The sequence below is a fragment of the Thalassotalea litorea genome (genome assembly GCF_043642205.1).
Taxonomy (GTDB): Bacteria; Pseudomonadota; Gammaproteobacteria; order Enterobacterales; family Alteromonadaceae; genus Thalassotalea_A; species Thalassotalea_A litorea.
In genome coordinates this window covers 65309-82171 of sequence record NZ_JBHZSG010000005.1, presented here as the reverse complement: position 1 = coordinate 82171, position 16863 = coordinate 65309, and the positions used below count along the sequence as shown (strand labels likewise).

The 16863-nt window shown below is 44.2% G+C and carries 10 protein-coding genes; 3 read left to right on the top strand and 7 right to left on the bottom strand.

Translation table 11 applies throughout. The features are described 5' to 3' along the window. The first annotated feature begins 225 nt into the window (after positions 1-225). Positions 226-1866 carry a M28 family metallopeptidase gene (locus tag ACHUFQ_RS04115; protein WP_394173249.1) on the top strand — a complete coding sequence of 547 codons (1641 nt, stop codon included), beginning with the start codon at positions 226-228 and terminating at the stop codon, positions 1864-1866. Positions 1867-2143: 277 nt separating this feature from the next. Continuing rightward, complete coding sequence (gene asnB / locus ACHUFQ_RS04110) at positions 2144-3808, top strand: asparagine synthase B (protein WP_394173247.1); 1665 nt, start codon at positions 2144-2146, stop codon at positions 3806-3808. An 86-nt stretch (positions 3809-3894) separates the two neighbouring features. Here the strand turns inward: asnB and ACHUFQ_RS04105 are convergent, their stop codons facing one another. From ACHUFQ_RS04105 to ACHUFQ_RS04095, 3 genes are all read right to left on the bottom strand, one after another. Then, positions 3895-4077, bottom strand: coding sequence for a DUF3012 domain-containing protein (locus ACHUFQ_RS04105; protein ID WP_394173245.1), 183 nt, complete (start codon positions 4075-4077; stop codon positions 3895-3897). A 179-nt stretch (positions 4078-4256) separates the two neighbouring features. After that, complete coding sequence (locus ACHUFQ_RS04100; RefSeq protein WP_394173243.1) at positions 4257-4463, bottom strand: DUF3565 domain-containing protein; 207 nt, start codon at positions 4461-4463, stop codon at positions 4257-4259. A 24-nt stretch (positions 4464-4487) separates the two neighbouring features. Further along, the gene (locus ACHUFQ_RS04095) at positions 4488-6248 is read right to left on the bottom strand and encodes an amidohydrolase (RefSeq protein ID WP_394173241.1); all 1761 of its coding nucleotides are present in this window, start codon (positions 6246-6248) and stop codon (positions 4488-4490) included. 505 nt (positions 6249-6753) lie between these two features. Here ACHUFQ_RS04095 and ACHUFQ_RS04090 point away from each other — a divergent pair. Continuing rightward, on the top strand, positions 6754-7617 hold the full coding sequence (locus ACHUFQ_RS04090; protein WP_394173239.1) for a M61 family metallopeptidase: 864 nt from the start codon (positions 6754-6756) through the stop codon (positions 7615-7617). On the opposite strand, the gene ACHUFQ_RS04085 is transcribed toward ACHUFQ_RS04090, so the two are convergent. The 4 genes from ACHUFQ_RS04085 to ACHUFQ_RS04070 all read right to left on the bottom strand — a co-directional run bounded on the left by ACHUFQ_RS04085 (position 7604) and on the right by ACHUFQ_RS04070 (position 16858). Further along, the gene (locus ACHUFQ_RS04085; protein ID WP_394173237.1) at positions 7604-8212 is read right to left on the bottom strand and encodes an NUDIX domain-containing protein; all 609 of its coding nucleotides are present in this window, start codon (positions 8210-8212) and stop codon (positions 7604-7606) included. The genes ACHUFQ_RS04090 and ACHUFQ_RS04085 overlap by 14 nt on opposite strands. Positions 8213-8277: 65 nt before the next feature. Beyond that, the gene (pyrD, locus tag ACHUFQ_RS04080) at positions 8278-9297 is read right to left on the bottom strand and encodes a quinone-dependent dihydroorotate dehydrogenase (protein WP_394173235.1); all 1020 of its coding nucleotides are present in this window, start codon (positions 9295-9297) and stop codon (positions 8278-8280) included. 121 nt (positions 9298-9418) lie between these two features. Next, positions 9419-14260, bottom strand: a complete 4842-nt coding sequence (locus ACHUFQ_RS04075) for an NAD-glutamate dehydrogenase (RefSeq protein ID WP_394173233.1) — start codon at positions 14258-14260, stop codon at positions 9419-9421. Positions 14261-14530: 270 nt separating this feature from the next. Further along, positions 14531-16858, bottom strand: coding sequence for an efflux RND transporter permease subunit (locus ACHUFQ_RS04070; protein ID WP_394173231.1), 2328 nt, complete (start codon positions 16856-16858; stop codon positions 14531-14533). Positions 16859-16863 lie beyond the last annotated feature (5 nt).

Here is a 16863-nt window from a genome sequence, read left to right as displayed (position 1 = left end):
TAATCGTCAGGACGATTAAGCGGGCTCAATTAAACAATCCATATGCAAAACCTAACCCGTTGTTATCTTGCAAGTTTAAACCGGTTACTAAACATTGCAATGATTTTTAACCGTCATTGACGTCGGTTATCTGCCGACCCTGCGCCAAAGTTCATCGAATTTTACTTCCAATTAGCCAGACAACAGGCTAATTTAATCCTGGATTTTTTAAGGAAACGAATTTCTATGAAACGTAAATTTTACAGCGCATTCGGTGCGGCTTTGACAGTCTCTATGGCGGCAACCATTGCATTGCCTGTGCAGGCAAAAACAGTTGAACAGGCCTATCAGAACTTTTCAGAAGCGCAGTTACATCAGCATGTAAAAACCCTGGCATCTGACGATTTTGGTGGCCGTTTACCGACCAGTGAAGGTGAAACCAAAACCATGGACTACCTGACCAAACATTTTAAAGAAGCCGGATTTGTCGGCGGTTATCAAGGAAGTTTCCTGCAACCGGTTGAACTTACTGAAATTACCGCCGATGCGGATATGGCCTTAACCGTAAAAGGCAAAGGCAAAACCCATACCTTTAACTACGTTGATGATATGGTGTTGGGCACATCAAGGGTGAGTGAAACAGAATCCATTAAAGACTCGCAAATCGTGTTTGTCGGCTATGGCATCAATGCACCAGAATATCAATGGAATGATTACCAGGGACTGGATGTAAAAGGCAAAACCGTGGTGATGCTCGTTAATGACCCGGGGTTTGAAACCCAAAACCCAGATTTGTTTACCGGCAGTGCCATGACCTATTATGGTCGCTGGACCTACAAATACGAAGAAGCAAGCCGTCAGGGCGCAGCCGCTGCCATTATTGTGCATGAAACCGCACCGGCATCTTACCCCTGGTCCGTAGTCACTAATGGTTGGACAGGCCCACAATATGGTTTGTATCGTGAAGATAAAAATATGCAGCGAGTTGGTCTGGAAGGCTGGTTAACCCATGAGTCGGCGGTAAAACTGTTCCAGCAGGCTGGATTGAACTTTGACGAATATAAACAAAAAGCGCTGCAGGGTCCGATTGCCAAATCTCTGGATTTAATGGCAAGTGCGACCGTTAACAGTACCCTTAAACGTTCCACCTCGCATAATTTTATCGCTACGCTACCAGGCTCAAAAACGCCAGATGAGCAAATTCTTTTGACTGGCCACTGGGATCACATAGGAACGGATTCATCACTGCAAGGTGATCAGATTTATAATGGTGCCCACGACAATGCAACCGGCATTGGCGGCATGATCGAAATTGCTAAAGCATTTGGCTCTTTAGATAAAGCTCCAAAGCGTTCGATTACAGTCATCGCTACCACCGCCGAAGAACAAGGCCTGCTTGGCTCTTTGTATTATGCTCAAAACCCCGCTTATCCATTAGATAAAACGGTTGCCGTATTTAACCTTGATAGCCTCAATATTTTGGGTCAAACCAAAGACATGATTGTCCGTGGCAAAGGCAAATCTGAGGTAGAAGACTATCTCGCAAAAGCCGCGGAAAAGCAGGGTCGTCACCTTGTTAAAGAAACTAACCCGGCAGCCGGCAGCTATTATCGCTCTGATCATTTTAACTTTGCAAAAGAAGGCGTGCCTGCTGTATTCGCAGGAGGCGGTAGCATCCCACTTAACGATGAGGTAGCAAAGTATCGCGCTAAGGTATTACCGGATATGCGCCGTTGCTACCATCAGTTGTGTGATGAATACAATCCACAATGGGATTTACGAGGTGCAATTGAAGATTTGCAATTAACCTTTGATGCTATGTTTCAGGTTGCCAATTCAACGGATTGGCCAAAGTGGTCAAAAAGCAGTGAATTTCAGCGCAAATAATTGCAAATTAGGGTTCATTAATAACCATCTGAAACCGATGTTAATAAAAAGTTGAATATTTATTCTAATTTATAGCGAACTGCTATTGATTTTTACGTTTAAATATTAGACTCTCAAAGGCAGCCGTTAATACGGCTGCCTTTTTTATTCTTGAAAACAAAGCAGTAACTTGTTTAGTGAACCTCACGCCTCGTGTATCTGATCCTAATTCTGCCGTTTTCGCAAAAGAATAAAAACTACGTGATTTCGATATTATGGTAAAAGGAGTAACACCACCATGTGTTCAATTTTTTGTGTGCTGGATATTCAAGGTGACGCAACACCATTGCGTGAGCAAGCCTTGCAAATGTCCCGATTATTAAGACACCGCGGTCCAGACTGGTCCGGTGTATATGCCGATGAAAAGGCTATTTTAGTTCATGAACGTCTAGCGATTGTTGATACTGAAAATGGCGCCCAACCACTATATAACTCAAATCGAAATCACGTGTTAGCGGTTAATGGCGAAATTTACAATCACAAGCAACTGGAACAGGAACTGACCAGTAATTATGAATTTCAAACCAAGTCCGACTGTGAAGTGATCCTTCCCCTTTACGACGAGCAAGGTAGTGGCTTCATCGATCGTCTTGAAGGTATGTTCGCGTTTGTTGTGTATGACAAAGAAAAGCAACGCTATTTAATCGCCCGCGATCATATCGGGATTATCCCTTTGTACACCGGTGTTGATGAACACGGTAATTTTTATGTCGCATCGGAAATGAAAGCGTTGGTGCCAGTATGCAAAACCGTGAGCGAATTTCCTCCGGGTCACTATCTGGACTCAACCGAGGGTGAAATTAAGCCTTATTATCAGCGAGACTGGCAAGACTATCAGGCCGTTGCTGAGAACCCGGCCAATATTGAAGAATTGCGTCAGGGATTTGAACAAGCGGTAAAATCTCATCTAATGACCGATGTTCCTTATGGCGTATTGCTTTCCGGCGGTCTGGATTCGTCTCTGGTTTCCGCCATCACTCAAAAGTTTGCATCTCGACGTGTCGAAGAAAACGGTCTTAGTGATGCCTGGTGGCCTAAGGTCCACTCTTTTGCAGTAGGTCTAGAAGGTTCCCCGGATCTGATCGCTGCGCAAAAGGTTGCCGACGCCATTGGTACCGTGCACCATTCTATGCACTTTACCGTACAAGAAGGCATCGATGCGCTCAAAGAAGTGATTTATCATCTGGAAACCTATGATGTTACCACCATTCGCGCATCTACCCCGATGTACTTAATGGCGCGTAAAATCAAAGCCATGGGCATTAAAATGGTGTTATCTGGCGAAGGCGCAGATGAAATCTTTGGTGGCTATCTGTATTTTCACAAAGCACCCAATGCTCAGGAGTTTCACGAAGAAACCGTACGTAAGTTGAGCAAGCTTCATATGTTTGATTGCTTGCGGGCAAACAAAGCAATGTCTGCCTGGGGCGTTGAAGCACGAGTACCGTTTTTAGATAAAACCTTTATGGATACGGCAATGCGATTAAACCCGCAGGCCAAAATGTGTGTTGACGGCAAGATTGAAAAACACGTGTTACGTTCGGCGTTTGAGGGATATTTACCTGAAGAGATCCTATGGCGTCAAAAAGAACAGTTTTCGGATGGCGTCGGTTATTCCTGGATCGATAGTTTAAAAGAGCATGTTGAAGCTCTGGTAAGTGATCAGCAACTTGAAAATGCGCGCTTTAAATTCGAGCATAATACCCCAGATACCAAAGAAGCATATTTCTACCGAAGTATCTTTGCTGAGCATTTCCCACTGGATTCTGCCGCTAAATGTATTCCTGGCGGTAAATCCGTTGCCTGTTCAACCGAAGCTGCCCTTGCCTGGGATGAGAGCTTTCAAAATAACGCAGATCCGTCAGGCCGTGCCGTACTGAGTGTTCATAACGAAAGTTACTAAACGCATTTGCGTAAAAAAGCCTGCTAACGCAGGCTTTTTTATACCAAATCCTATGGTTCGATGTACAACGTGATTAAACGTTGCTGCTATTCATCATCGTCTGGCTTTTGATCTAGCACACAATGCTCTGCGTAATCCGCAGCCTCATTGGCACTCCAGTCTGCTTTAGGCTTTTCTTTCATTTTGGCACACCACTCATCTGAACCAACTTTGGGCTGACAGCCTACGATAAATAAACCCGCCACTAATGCTAATAAAATCTTTTTCATAATAAACCCTGTATCTCAATTTGACGTTTCGCCATCACGGTTACACGCTGTTCAGTTTTCTTAAATGTACTACTCATCAGTCAACAAAATTCACAGCCCTTGTAAAACCTTAGCAGAATATAAAGATAACGCGTTAATTCGAATCACTTTTCTTTCTCGGAGTGAAGCAAACAAGTCATTTAGCGCCAATCTTTCGGTGCATTTAAGTCACATTTTTTACAATTAATGCGAAATCCTATTTTTCGTTTACGCCCCTCATCTGTCACGACCCAGGAGCGATTTTGCCAAGGGGGATTGTGCCTTACATGCTGATTGTGACCGCAGGACAGCTTAGCTACCCAATGCTCTTCTTCATCAAGCAAAAAGCCAACGATTGCTTGTTTCATAGTTTACTACGTCTCTTTAATTTATTACTGTTTTTGATTCGGGTATACCTGTCCGGAGAATACCACGCCCCATATATCGATATCTTTGATTTTCATGGGATCCACCTTGTATGGATCATCCTCAAGAATCGTGAAATCGGCTTGTTTACCAGTACGAATGGAACCAATTTGAGATTCTTTACGCATCATCCAGGCAGCGTCAATGGTAATGGCGCGCAATGCCTCATCAACGGATAGTGCCTGATACTGGTTATTTTCATTGTCATTAATGGTAGTACGATTCACCGCCGCCCAGGCTAACGTCAATGGACTTAAAGGTGCCATTGGGCAATCCGAATGTAGCGCGACTTTCATACCATATTTTCTCGCGGTGCCCAGAGGAACCATATTACGAGCCCTATCTTCACCCAACCATTTTTCGGCATAGATATCCGATAAAATGTATTGATAATAAGGGTTAGCTGAAATTGTCATCCCCAGTTCGTGCATCTGCGCAATTTGTTCATCGGTGACATAGGCAAAATGCTCTAGCGTAGCCCGGTGATCAAATCGTGGTCTTTGGGCCTGTAATTTACGAACAATATCAATAAGAGCGTCAGCACTGGCATCACCGTTAGTATGGGCATGTAGTTGATAACCCGCATTCCAGAATGTTTCCGCATAGCTGTAGGTAACCTCCATTGGCGCCATCCATTGTCCCTGATGACCATCGATATATCCTGGAAACTTGTATTGCGACAAACCGGAGTAAATTGCACCATCCATCATCAGCTTAAAATGTTTGTCGAACATTACTCGCTCGCTGTTGTTGGCGTTCCATTGTTCAACCTCCTGTAGCGCTTGCTCTGGTGATTTACCTCGAGCGATAAAGTCGGTAATGATCGGCGTTAATACCAATCTCGCCGGTGCCTTTTTATTGTCCATCACGGTATGAATCAGTTTCGCCTCACCAATCGGGTCACCAAATATTCCGACGCCCATATCCATGGCCGAGGTAACGCCAGCCTCTCGCATCATAGTTACAAAGGTTTCCATACCTTGTCTATATCTGTCAGGTGCTAATAAAAACGTCATTTTGGGGATCATTTTTACAAAGCCATTTTCCCAGAAATGGCCTTTTTCCCAGTCCACATCCTTCTCACCGTTAGCGCTGCTCTCATCGATACCCAAAAGCTTAAATGCGGCGTCATTGCCGATGATTTCGTGAAAAGAACGGTGCCAAATCATCACTGGCTTGTCGCCAAACCAATCGTTAAGTTGCTGGCGATACACGTCGCCGTGCCACAAACCGTGATAGCCCCAGGAAATAAACGGCACATTTGGGTCTCGATTGGCATCGTCAAAATAGGTCTCAACCTGTTTGCTGAGCATAGCTTTATAGTCTTGTGGTGTTTTAGCACCAGGAAACGTTCCAGTCGGAAGCTCCCAGTCATCGGGCGCAAGGAACACAAACTGAGTCAGTACCGCAGGCAATGATGGATGCACATGGGGATCTATCAAACCTGGCATAATCACCTTGTCTTTAAAACGATCATCAATTTTAGCGTTATATTTTTTCTTCCAGATTTCGAGACTTTCTTTGTCACCAATGCCAACGATTTTGTCACCCGATACCGCAATCGCAGAAGCTTCAGGTGTCGCCGGCTCCATGGTTATTACTTTTTTTGCGGTAAAGATTGTTACCTTGGCATCGGCGGATATCGACATTGATGCTTGTTTAGAAACGGCAAAAAAGGCTGTGAATAAGGAAATTAGAACAATCGTAGAGATTAGTCTTAATATCATATTTACGTTCTCATGGATAAGTCTGGTATAAGCTTAGTAAGCAAAAGACAGAATTGAAAAGTCTGATACCAATCAAGATTAATTTCTGATCTCTTAGCAAATGTTTGACTTGGTATATTTCACCAATTAATTCATGGAATATGCCTGATACACAGGCGCATAAATTGGAGGCAATTGTGATCCCAAGCCATACTTATACCAATCACATTAAGTTTGTGCACAACTCAGAGTTAGGGCTGAGGTTCAGTTACAACATAGATTTTATTGATATAGTCATTCTATATTAATGAAATATAGGGCCGTAAATGGACCTTAAGATAAACTCCCTACGGGTGAGTTTTAAAGGCATTTATCCTGCGTTACTGATTTTGACAATGGAGCGACCATTCTCTGCAATCAAAGCCTTGCCTAAAAGCCTTTAAATTCTCACTGAGTGAGCAATAATTTAATGTGATTGGTATTACCCCTTAGTGATGTTTAAATGCCCTGTTACTGGAACCTTGTTTTGAAAACCCTATTGCTGGTCAGTTTGCTATTTTCCTGGGCTAGTTATGCTGAAAATATATCCCTGACCACGCAAAATATAAACGCTGAGCAGTCGCAAAAAGTGACTAATTGGCTTAACACAGGTGTCAAGGTGGTAGAGTCGACACTGACTCCGATCCCCCATGCTCAATTGAAAATTACCGTCAAAGGATATCCAGATGCCATGGAGCCGGTTCCCTGGGGGCAAATATTACGGGAACACCCCATTGAAGTGCTGCTGTATGTGAATCCGAATATGCCATTGAGCAGTTTTATCAATGACTGGACCCTCTACCATGAACTCTCGCATTTGTATTTCCCCTATCTGGATTATCAAAATTTCTGGCTAAGCGAAGGGTTTGCAACATACATGCAATATCTTGCCATGTTCCGCGGCGAAATCATTAACTCAAGTCAGTTTATCGAGCGCATCGAACAAGGGCTGTTGCGAGGTAAAATAAAAACTCAGGAAAAGCCCGGAAAATTAAATGAGGTGAGCGCTGATATGTGGCAACAACGGGCATTTAAGCGAGTTTACTGGAGCGGCGCGGCATACTTTATGGAAGCAGATTTGCAGTTGATCGAAAAAGGCAAAGATTTAACCGAGATCATTGCAAGCTTTAGCCACTGTTGTCTTCGTAAAACGATGACCGGCGGTGAACTTGTAGCAACATTAGATAAGCTAAGCCAAACCAGTATCTTTAGCGCACTGCATCATCAATATCGATATCGTGTTGATTTCCCGGATATCAATCAACAACAATTACGAGTCCTTGCCAAACATTACCAGACCAAACCGGGATTATCTGAGCAGCAGCAAGGCTCAAAGGTTATTGCTGATTAAACCAATAGTGTTCGGGTTGGCTTTGCAACATGGCATCAAACTGCTGATAAAACACATCCCATAAAGGTTGACCATTTGGGGTTTCAACAAAGCGGCCTCGGGTCAGTATGTCATCTAACGCAATCCAGGCAATTTCGCTGGTTTCATAATACCCGGGATCATTGGGTAATTGCGCGGAATAATATTGATTGAGCTCTAATGGTTGTTCTAATTCAATCAAAAAGGTGATGTAGTCACCCCGTGATGTTGGGTTAGCGTAGAATTTGGCATTAGTAATCGCACTTGATAAAAGCTTTGCTGATAATAATGTGCGTGATTCTTCTACGCTTTCCCGAACAGCGGTCTGATCGGGAGTTTCACAGCCTGACACCGATTGTTCTAAATCCAGCTTCTTGGGGCCACCACCAAAGGTGCTCCAACCTCGCCCCCGCTCATAGGCTAATAATAAAAAGACATTCCCCTCGTCATCTTTTTTAAATACAGTAGTGCCGGCGCCAATATATCCGTCAGAAGAACATTCATCGCCATGCAACACATACCAGCCAATGCCAGCAAAAAGCAATAAAATGGTTACTATGATTGAAGCTAATTTCATGATTCCTTTCCCTGGTGCCCATCAACAAAAACGGCTTAGCAATTGCGTAAGCCGTTTGTTCTGAATTAAAGCTCGTCAACAATACGTTTAATGAGATCAGGACCTTCGTAGATAAACCCAGTGTAAACCTGAACAAGAGACGCTCCTGCTGCCAGTTTTGCCTTTGCCGCTGCGGCGCTATTGATGCCACCAACACCGATTATCGGCATTTTCCCATCCAGTCGGTCGGCAAGGAGTTTGATCACCTGCAGACTTTTTTCCTGAACCGGCACGCCGCTCAATCCGCCCATTTCATCACCATGGGCCAATTGTTCAACCCCTTCCCGGCTTAACGTTGTATTGGTGGCAATCACCGCGTCGATATCATTGCTAAGCAGGCAGTCAGCAATGCCCTGCACTTCTTGTTCATCGAGATCGGGGGCGATTTTCACGGCCAGGGGAATATATTTACCATGAGTCTCGGCAAGTTGCGCTTGTTCAACCTTGAGCGCCGCTAATAGTTCATTTAATGCATCACCATATTGCAAAGCACGTAAGCCTGGCGTATTGGGTGAAGAAATATTTACCGTGATATAGTCTGCATGCTCATAGACTTTGCGCATGCAGTGGATGTAATCGTCTTTGGCGTTTTCTTCCTCGGTATCCTTATTTTTACCGATATTAATGCCTAACACGCCATCAAAACCCGCTTGTTTGGCTTTGCGAACCTGATCAACCAGGTAGTCGACCCCATGGTTATTAAACCCCATACGGTTAATGATGGCATCGGCCTGAGGAATACGGAAAATACGCGGCTTATCATTGCCCGGTTGTGGTCTCGGCGTAACCGTGCCGACTTCAACAAAACCAAAACCTAACGCTGAGAAACCACGAATACATTCGCCATTTTTATCCAGACCGGCAGCAAGGCCAACAGGGTTTGGAAATTCAATTCCCATTACGCTAACCGGTTTGTCGGCGACTTTGGCGCCATACAGCCCCTTTAACGCGTTGGCAGCGGGTGATTTGAACATGTTGATTGCCACGTCATGGGCTTGCTCAGCGTCGAGTTTAAATAAAAATTTTCGGGCGATGGAGTAAAACATAATTCCTCAGATAATAAAAACTCACCTTAAAGAAGGTGAGTTTAACACTAAAACCAATGGGCACAAGTATTTGCGCCCGTATTGCAACCTTTTGGCCGTCGCAAAAAGTCTTGCAGTTCGGTTATAAATTCGGGTCGCAATGATGCGCAAGTAACATCAATTCACGCAATCCTACCGAGAACTTGGCAAATTCATGTACCTTACTGGTTCGAAAATCGGCCAGGATCTGGTGCCAGCGCTCAAGTGGTTGTTCTGAACGTTGCTCCCAAATGTCTATCATAGGCTCAATATCCGCCATCTCTGGGTTCATTCTTAACACAACAGATGTCAATGAGCGTTGCTGCCAGTCAAGTTCTTCCCTAAAGGATGCTCGGGCAAGCGCTTGCCAGTGGTTGTTCACCGGTTGTTTGGTTATTTGCTCTAAGAACCAGTGCAAGTCTAAACGTACACCAATTGAAAAATACAATTGTGCGACCAGTTCAATATCTCTGGCATCCTGACAGGCTACCTGAGCAATATCCATGGTTGAGAATAATGTACTCAATTGCGAGATACGTTTCGCCAGATCTTCAGGGACATGCTCTTTTAACAGTTTCGACTGCAGGTCGTTTAACTGTCGGGCTTCCTTATCGACCAATAAGTCATCAAGCTTATCACTTAATACCTTGAACGTTGGTTGATAGAAGTCCAATGCCTGTTCAATGCTCAGCGTTTTATTACGATGACGCAAGAACCAGCGGGTTGCGCGGCGTATCGTACGACGCAATTCAAATAACATTTCGCTTTGTACTTTTGCCGAAACCTTATTGTCCAACGCTTCAATACGTTCCCAGGTCGCTTCCATTTCAAACACGGCACTGGCCATAGCAAAACATCTTGCCACTTCTTCAACCCCTGAGCCTGTCTCTTCCTGCATCCGGTAAACAAAATTTGCGCCCATAAAATTACACAACAAGTTAGCCAATTGGGTCGCAATAATTTCAGCTTTAAGCGGATGATTCTGCATTTGCTCGGCATAACGGGATTGCAATTGTTTCGGAAACGCGTTCGTCAGTAATTGCCCAAGATAGGGATCATTGGTGATTTGTGGGTGCACTAATTGCTCTTTCAGCACCATTTTTCCATAGGCTACCATCACCGAAAGCTCCGGTCGGGTCAGGCCTCTTCCGCGGGCAAGACGTTCGTTGATTTCTTCGTCTGAAGGCATAAATTCCAAAGCCCGATCAAGCTTGTCTTCCCGCTCAAGATATTGAATAAAACGCTGGTGCTCTTTTAATTTGCTGCCACCTCGAGATTCGGATATCGAAATCGAATTGGTTTGACGATAACAGTCTTCCAAGACAATATCTTCAACATCATCGGTCATGTCATATAACAGTTGGTTGCGCTGTTTCAGCGTTAAATCACCATTAGTGACCAATCCATTTAATAAAATTTTGATATTTACTTCATTATCCGAACAATCGACACCACCAACGTTATCTACAAAGTCAGTATTCATGCGGCCGCCATTGGCGGTATATTCAATACGGCCAAGTTGAGTACAGCCTAGATTACCACCTTCTCCGATAATACGAGCCCGTACTTCATTACCGTTTACACGCAGAACATCATTGGCGCGGTCACCGACTTCAAGATGGCTTTCATCACTGCCTTTAATGTATGTGCCAATCCCGCCATTCCAGAAAAGGTCAACTTCCATTTTTAAGGCCGTCTGGATCAATTCATTAGGTGCCAAAGATGCTTTTTTGGTGCCAAGCAACTTCTTCATTTGCGGCGTCAATTTGATGGATTTTGCCGCCCGCGAGAAAATACCACCGCCTTCAGAAATAAGGTCGCGATTGTAATCGTCCCAACTCGAACCCGGCAAATCAAACAAGCGTTGGCGTTCGACATAGCTGCTTTTCACATCGGGTGTCGGGTCGATAAAGATATGCATATGGTTAAACGCAACCTGCAGACAGGTATGTTTGGATAACAACATACCATTACCAAATACGTCACCGGCCATATCGCCGACCGCAAGACAGGTAAAATCGCTACTCTGACAATCGATGCCAATCTCACGGAAATGACGTTTTACCGACTCCCAAGCGCCTTTTGCGGTAATGCCCATTTGTTTATGATCATAACCGACACTACCACCGGAGGCGAATGCATCCCCTAACCAAAAGTTGTAATCCGCTGAAATGGCATTGGCAATATCTGAAAACGTTGCTGTTCCTTTGTCGGCGGCGACGACTAAATAGGTATCATCTTCATCATGACGAACGACATCTTCTGGGTGTACGATTTCACCGGCAACGATGTTATCCGTGATATCCAGTAAGCCTCGAATGAAGGTACGGTAACATTGTTTACCGGCCTCAAAAATTTCCGCTCTGGTACCACCAACAGGCAGGCGTTTACAATAAAAACCACCTTTGGCGCCCACCGGCACGATTACGGTGTTTTTCACCTGTTGCGCTTTTACCAGACCCAGTACTTCGGTCCGGAAGTCTTCTCGACGATCGGACCAGCGCAGACCACCACGGGCAACTTTACCACCTCGCAGATGGACACCTTCAACGTCCGGAGAATAAACAAAAATCTCAAATTTCGGTAATGGCTTTGGCATCTCCGGGATCAGCTCTGGCAGGAGCTTAAATGAGATATATGGCTTGCAATTGCCGGCGCTGTCCGGCTGAAAATAGTTGGTACGCACCGTGGCATTAATGATTTCGACATAGCGGCGAATGATACGGTCATCATCAAGGCTGGCAACATTATCTAAAGAAGATTCAATCGTCGAAAGAACTTTATCCATGGCACGCTGTTTGGATTTATCCGTGGGCGTGAATTTCAGCTCAAATAACTTAATGAGTAATTCAGCAAAGCTTGGATAGCGGGAAAACGCATCTTCAATATAACTTTGACTAAATGTGGAACCAATTTGTTGCTGGTATTTGGCCAGGGCTCTGAGAATAGAGACTTCACGACCCGCCATACCGGCACCAAGGATCAAACGGTTAAAGCCATCATCTTCCAGCTCACCATGCCAGACTTTGGCAAACGCATCCTGAAACAAATTCTGAACCTGCTCGAGATCGAACGTTTTTTCTGACGTTAACAGCATCGAAAAATCGAGGATCCAGCACATTTCACCATCCGTGTTCTTCACAGAATAGGGGCTTTCACCAATCACTCGTAAGCCAAAGTTCTCCAACATTGGTAGCACATCTGACAGATGCAGAGGTTCACCTTTATGAAATAGCTTGAGTTTGACATAGCGACTATCCGCCTTTTCTTCTAAAGGCTGATAAAATAGCATCTCAAGTGGATTATCTACCGTCACTTTTTCTAATTTGTCGATATCAACAATGGCCGTACCCGGCAAAACTTCGTCTTTGTATGACTGCGGAAAATCGGCATATTTGCGGCGTAACATTTTGCCTTTGGCTTCACCCTTATTTAAATTCAGGGCATTGGCCAGTTTGTCATCCCAACCGCGCGCTGCGGCGTTCAAATTACGCTCTATTTCCTTCACATCAATATCCGCTTTTGTGTTTTTAACTCTGACTATGTAATGGGTACGCGCCTGCACCGACTCGGAGAAAAACGTCGTAAACTCTACTTCTTCATCACTGCCTAAGGCTTGTTTTAATATTTGTTGGGTTTCGACCCTTAACTTGGTGTTATATCGATCCCGAGGTACGTAGACCATACAGGAATAAAATCGGTTAAAGGCATCGCGACGCACAAATAAGCCAGTCAGATCCCGTTCCTGCATTTGCAATACACCACGCACTGTCTGCAGCAATTCGTCTTCACTGGATTGTAAAATCTCATCACGAGGATAGGTTTCGAGAATATTGATCAGAGTTTTGTAGGCATGAGAGCTTGGGCCATAACCCGATTTATCGCAGACGCGCTTCACCTTATCACCGATTAACGGCAGGTTTAAGGCACTATCATTGTAAAATGCCGAGCCAAACAAGCCAAGAAATCGCTCTTCGCGGATGATTTTACCTTCTTTATCAAATTTTTTGATACCGATATAATCAAGGTGAGCCGGACGGTGTACGCGAGAACGAGAATTAGTTTTCGTTAAAATAAGTAAATTGGTACCAACCGCGACTTCGCGAGCACTTTCGCTTAAATCCGACAGCAACATGGGTTTACTGGACTTAGATTTTCGCAATAATCCTAAGGAAGACTTTAAATCCCCTTCGATTGAAACGTTGCCCTTGACCCGATGAATGTCGTAGGCCCGATATCCCATAAACGTGAAGTTATCATTGGCAAGCCATGACAATAACGCTTTCGATTCCCGATAATCCTGAGCGCTTACGATGGATTTTGACTCCGCCATTTCTTTAATGCAGGCATCAAAGCGATCTTTCATCGGCAGCCAGTCGTCAACCGTTACGGATACATCCTGAAACACCGAATGCAATTCCTGGGTAAGCTCATCAATTTGTGCCTGCTCGGTTAACCGATCAATTTCAATAAAAAACACCGTTTCGGTAATGCTGTTTTCAAGTTTGTTAGCATTGGCATCAAGGTCAATCACCTGCCCTTTATCGTCACGAACAATATTCATCGGGCAATTCAGGATCAGGTGCGGAAACATGTTCAGGCGATTCAAAGCGATGCGGGTGGAATCTACCAGAAACGGCATATCCTTGATGATCACTTCAATAACCGTATGGCTTGATTTCCAGCCATGTTGGGAAACCTGTGGATTTAATACCCGAATAAACGCCTTGTCATCGACCTGCGCATTTAAGGCTTTCCAAAGACTTAATGTTGCGCCATAAACGTCGCTTTCGTTACGGGCCGCTAAATCTTCTTTTGAAATATTGGCGTATAACAGGCTCGTAAATTTATCAAGCAACGGGGCAGTATGGGATGGAACCTTGTCATGAATTAATGCTGACACATTTTTAAAAAGCACAGAAGATTTATTATCTAATGACGCCATGCTTAAGTACCCTCTGGTTGGCGAATGAAATTGACGACTGAAACTTTCAGTCTAAGTGTCAATTTTCTTCTTATTTTTTTATTTAGAATAGTCTATTGCGCGAATTCTATTAGGAAAAATAAGGGATTGCGAGTACTTTTTTAGAGTAAAAATACCAATTTAGATAGGGTCTTAAGAGCAAATCAGGGAATTATTCACCCGCTATAAATAGAAAATGGCCCTTAGGCCATTTTCTTGATTATTTATGCATTTTAATCAGTTAGCGTTATTTTACTTTTTTAACTCATCTCGCCACAGATAGGCCGAAATTGCCGGTAAAAGAATAATGGCAGCTAACATGTTCACCAGGAACATAAAGGTTAACATGATCCCCATATCTACCTGGAACTTAAGCGCTGAGAAAAACCAGGTTGAGACACCGATAGCGAGTGTTAAACCAGTGATCAGTACCGCTGAACCACGTTCTTTCAGTGCCGCCAGATACGCTTGTGGGACATTGTCTCCCGCTCTTATGCGCTGACTCATCGTCGATAATATATAAATACCATAGTCAACACCTATGCCAACCCCGAGGGCAATAACCGGTAAGGTTGAAACCGTCAGTCCAATATCCAGGAAGGTCATTAATGCCTGAGCTAGCGTCGAAACCACATACAGTGGCACGATCACCGCGATGGTTGCCTTAATCGAGCGGAACGAAATCAAACACAGTAAAATCACCGCGCCGTAGACATAAAGCATCATCGGCGTTTGTGCTTCCGCGACCGCTTCATTGGTCGCCGCCATCACACCCACAGGGCCAGATGCCAATTTAAACTGAATTTTGTCAGTGCCTAACTCCTGGCGATATTCTTTTACCGCAGCAACCACTCTATCGATCGTTTCAGCTTTGTGATCTTCGAGGAATAAAATGATTGGCATTGCTGAGCAATCACGGTTTAGTAAGCCACTTGTGGTAGGAACACGGGCGATGGACTGCACCAGAGACTGTTGGTTTCTGGATAATACTTTCCACTTCTGATTACCTTCGTTGTAGCCAGAGTTCACCATTTTCGCGATGCTTGCCAAAGATACAGCAGATTGAACACCTGGAATATTTTCCATTCGCCATTGCATCGTATCGACCACATCAAGAACCTCGTGATAAATACAGGAATCTTCATAGGTCTCAACCACAATCGACATATAATCGACGCTGATGGCATATTTGTCGGTAATCAAGAACGTGTCCTGATTATAACGGGAGTCTTCATGCAATGATGGAGCACCAGCATGTAGCTCACCAATTTTTAGCTTCTGTCCCTGGTATTGGCCCCAGAAGAACAACAATGCAGCAATAGCAATAATAATCGCTGCCGGTTTCTGCGACGTTACGATTTCTGCTTTTTTCCAAAGCAATCGTGCCATCAACTTATGTTCGGCGCCTTCAACAATTTGCTTTTGCTCTTCCTGATCGAAACGCACAAACGACACAAGGACAGGTAGCAAAAAGAGATTAGTAAAGATGATAAGAGCGACACCTAATGAGGCGGCAATGGCCAATTCTCGAATAATACCGATATCGATTGCCAATAGCGTCAAAAAGCCGACGGTATCGGATAACAGGGCAATACCCCCTGGGACCAACAATCGACGAAAACTCAACTGTGCGGCTTGTTTAGGATTGTTGCCTCTGGCAACTTCCCGCGACACCGAGTTGATCATCTGCACACCATGACTTACGCCTATGGCGAAAACCAGAAACGGCACCAGTATTGACATTGGATCCAGGCCAAAGCCTAACCAGGACAACACGCCCATTTGCCAGACCACAGCAATCAGGGAAGTGGCGATAGGTAAGATGGTTAACGTGAAAGAACGACAGAACAGATAAACCATCACCGCAGTGATCGCTATCGCTATCGCAAAAAAGGTGACCACCCCTTTGGCGCCATCGGCGATATCACCGACCATTTTCGAAAACCCGATAATATGAATACTGATACCATCTTTTTCATAAACGGTACGAATTTCTTCTTCCAGTTGTTTGGCCAGCTTTAAGGTATCAAGCTTTTCACCGGTTTGCGGATCCATTTCCAGCAAAGAGGTTTTAACCATCGAACAGGTGTAATCATCGGCAACAATACTGCCGACAATGCCTGCCTTTTCAATATTTGCCTTTACGGTTTGTAAATCTTCTTCACTACCACTGAAATTAGCAGGAATCACCGGACCACCGGCAAATCCGTCTTCAACCACCTCGACAAAGCGAGTAGAAGGCGAAAATAACGAGTTTACCTGTATGCGGTCGACGCCTGGAATAAAAAACAATTGGTCATGAACACCACGTAACGTTGTGAAAAAATCCGTGGTAAAGATATCCCCTTCATTGTTACAAACCGAAATAAGTACATTATTGGCCCCACCAAAATTTTTCTGATGTTTGAGGTAAGTCTGCATGTACTCGTGTTGTAGCGGAATATTCTTTTCAAATGAGGCATCCAGACGGATCTGGGTAGCGAACACAAATAAATACGATGTGATCGCCAAAAATAAACCGATCACCAGGAATCGGAAGCGAAAGATATTTCTTTCTAATTTATTAAATAATCTGCTCATTATAA

What these genes read in the sequence shown, in the direction of transcription:
- ACHUFQ_RS04115 (WP_394173249.1), top strand. Translation starts at nt 226, where the DNA reads ATGAAACGTAAATTTTACAGCGCATTCGGTGCGGCTTTGACAGTCTCT.
- asnB (WP_394173247.1), top strand. Translation starts at nt 2,144, where the DNA reads ATGTGTTCAATTTTTTGTGTGCTGGATATTCAAGGTGACGCAACACCA.
- ACHUFQ_RS04105 (WP_394173245.1), bottom strand. Translation starts at nt 4,077, where the DNA reads ATGAAAAAGATTTTATTAGCATTAGTGGCGGGTTTATTTATCGTAGGC.
- ACHUFQ_RS04100 (WP_394173243.1), bottom strand. Translation starts at nt 4,463, where the DNA reads ATGAAACAAGCAATCGTTGGCTTTTTGCTTGATGAAGAAGAGCATTGG.
- ACHUFQ_RS04095 (WP_394173241.1), bottom strand. Translation starts at nt 6,248, where the DNA reads ATGATATTAAGACTAATCTCTACGATTGTTCTAATTTCCTTATTCACA.
- ACHUFQ_RS04085 (WP_394173237.1), bottom strand. Translation starts at nt 8,212, where the DNA reads ATGAAATTAGCTTCAATCATAGTAACCATTTTATTGCTTTTTGCTGGC.
- pyrD (WP_394173235.1), bottom strand. Translation starts at nt 9,297, where the DNA reads ATGTTTTACTCCATCGCCCGAAAATTTTTATTTAAACTCGACGCTGAG.
- ACHUFQ_RS04075 (WP_394173233.1), bottom strand. Translation starts at nt 14,260, where the DNA reads ATGGCGTCATTAGATAATAAATCTTCTGTGCTTTTTAAAAATGTGTCA.
- ACHUFQ_RS04070 (WP_394173231.1), bottom strand. Translation starts at nt 16,858, where the DNA reads ATGAGCAGATTATTTAATAAATTAGAAAGAAATATCTTTCGCTTCCGA.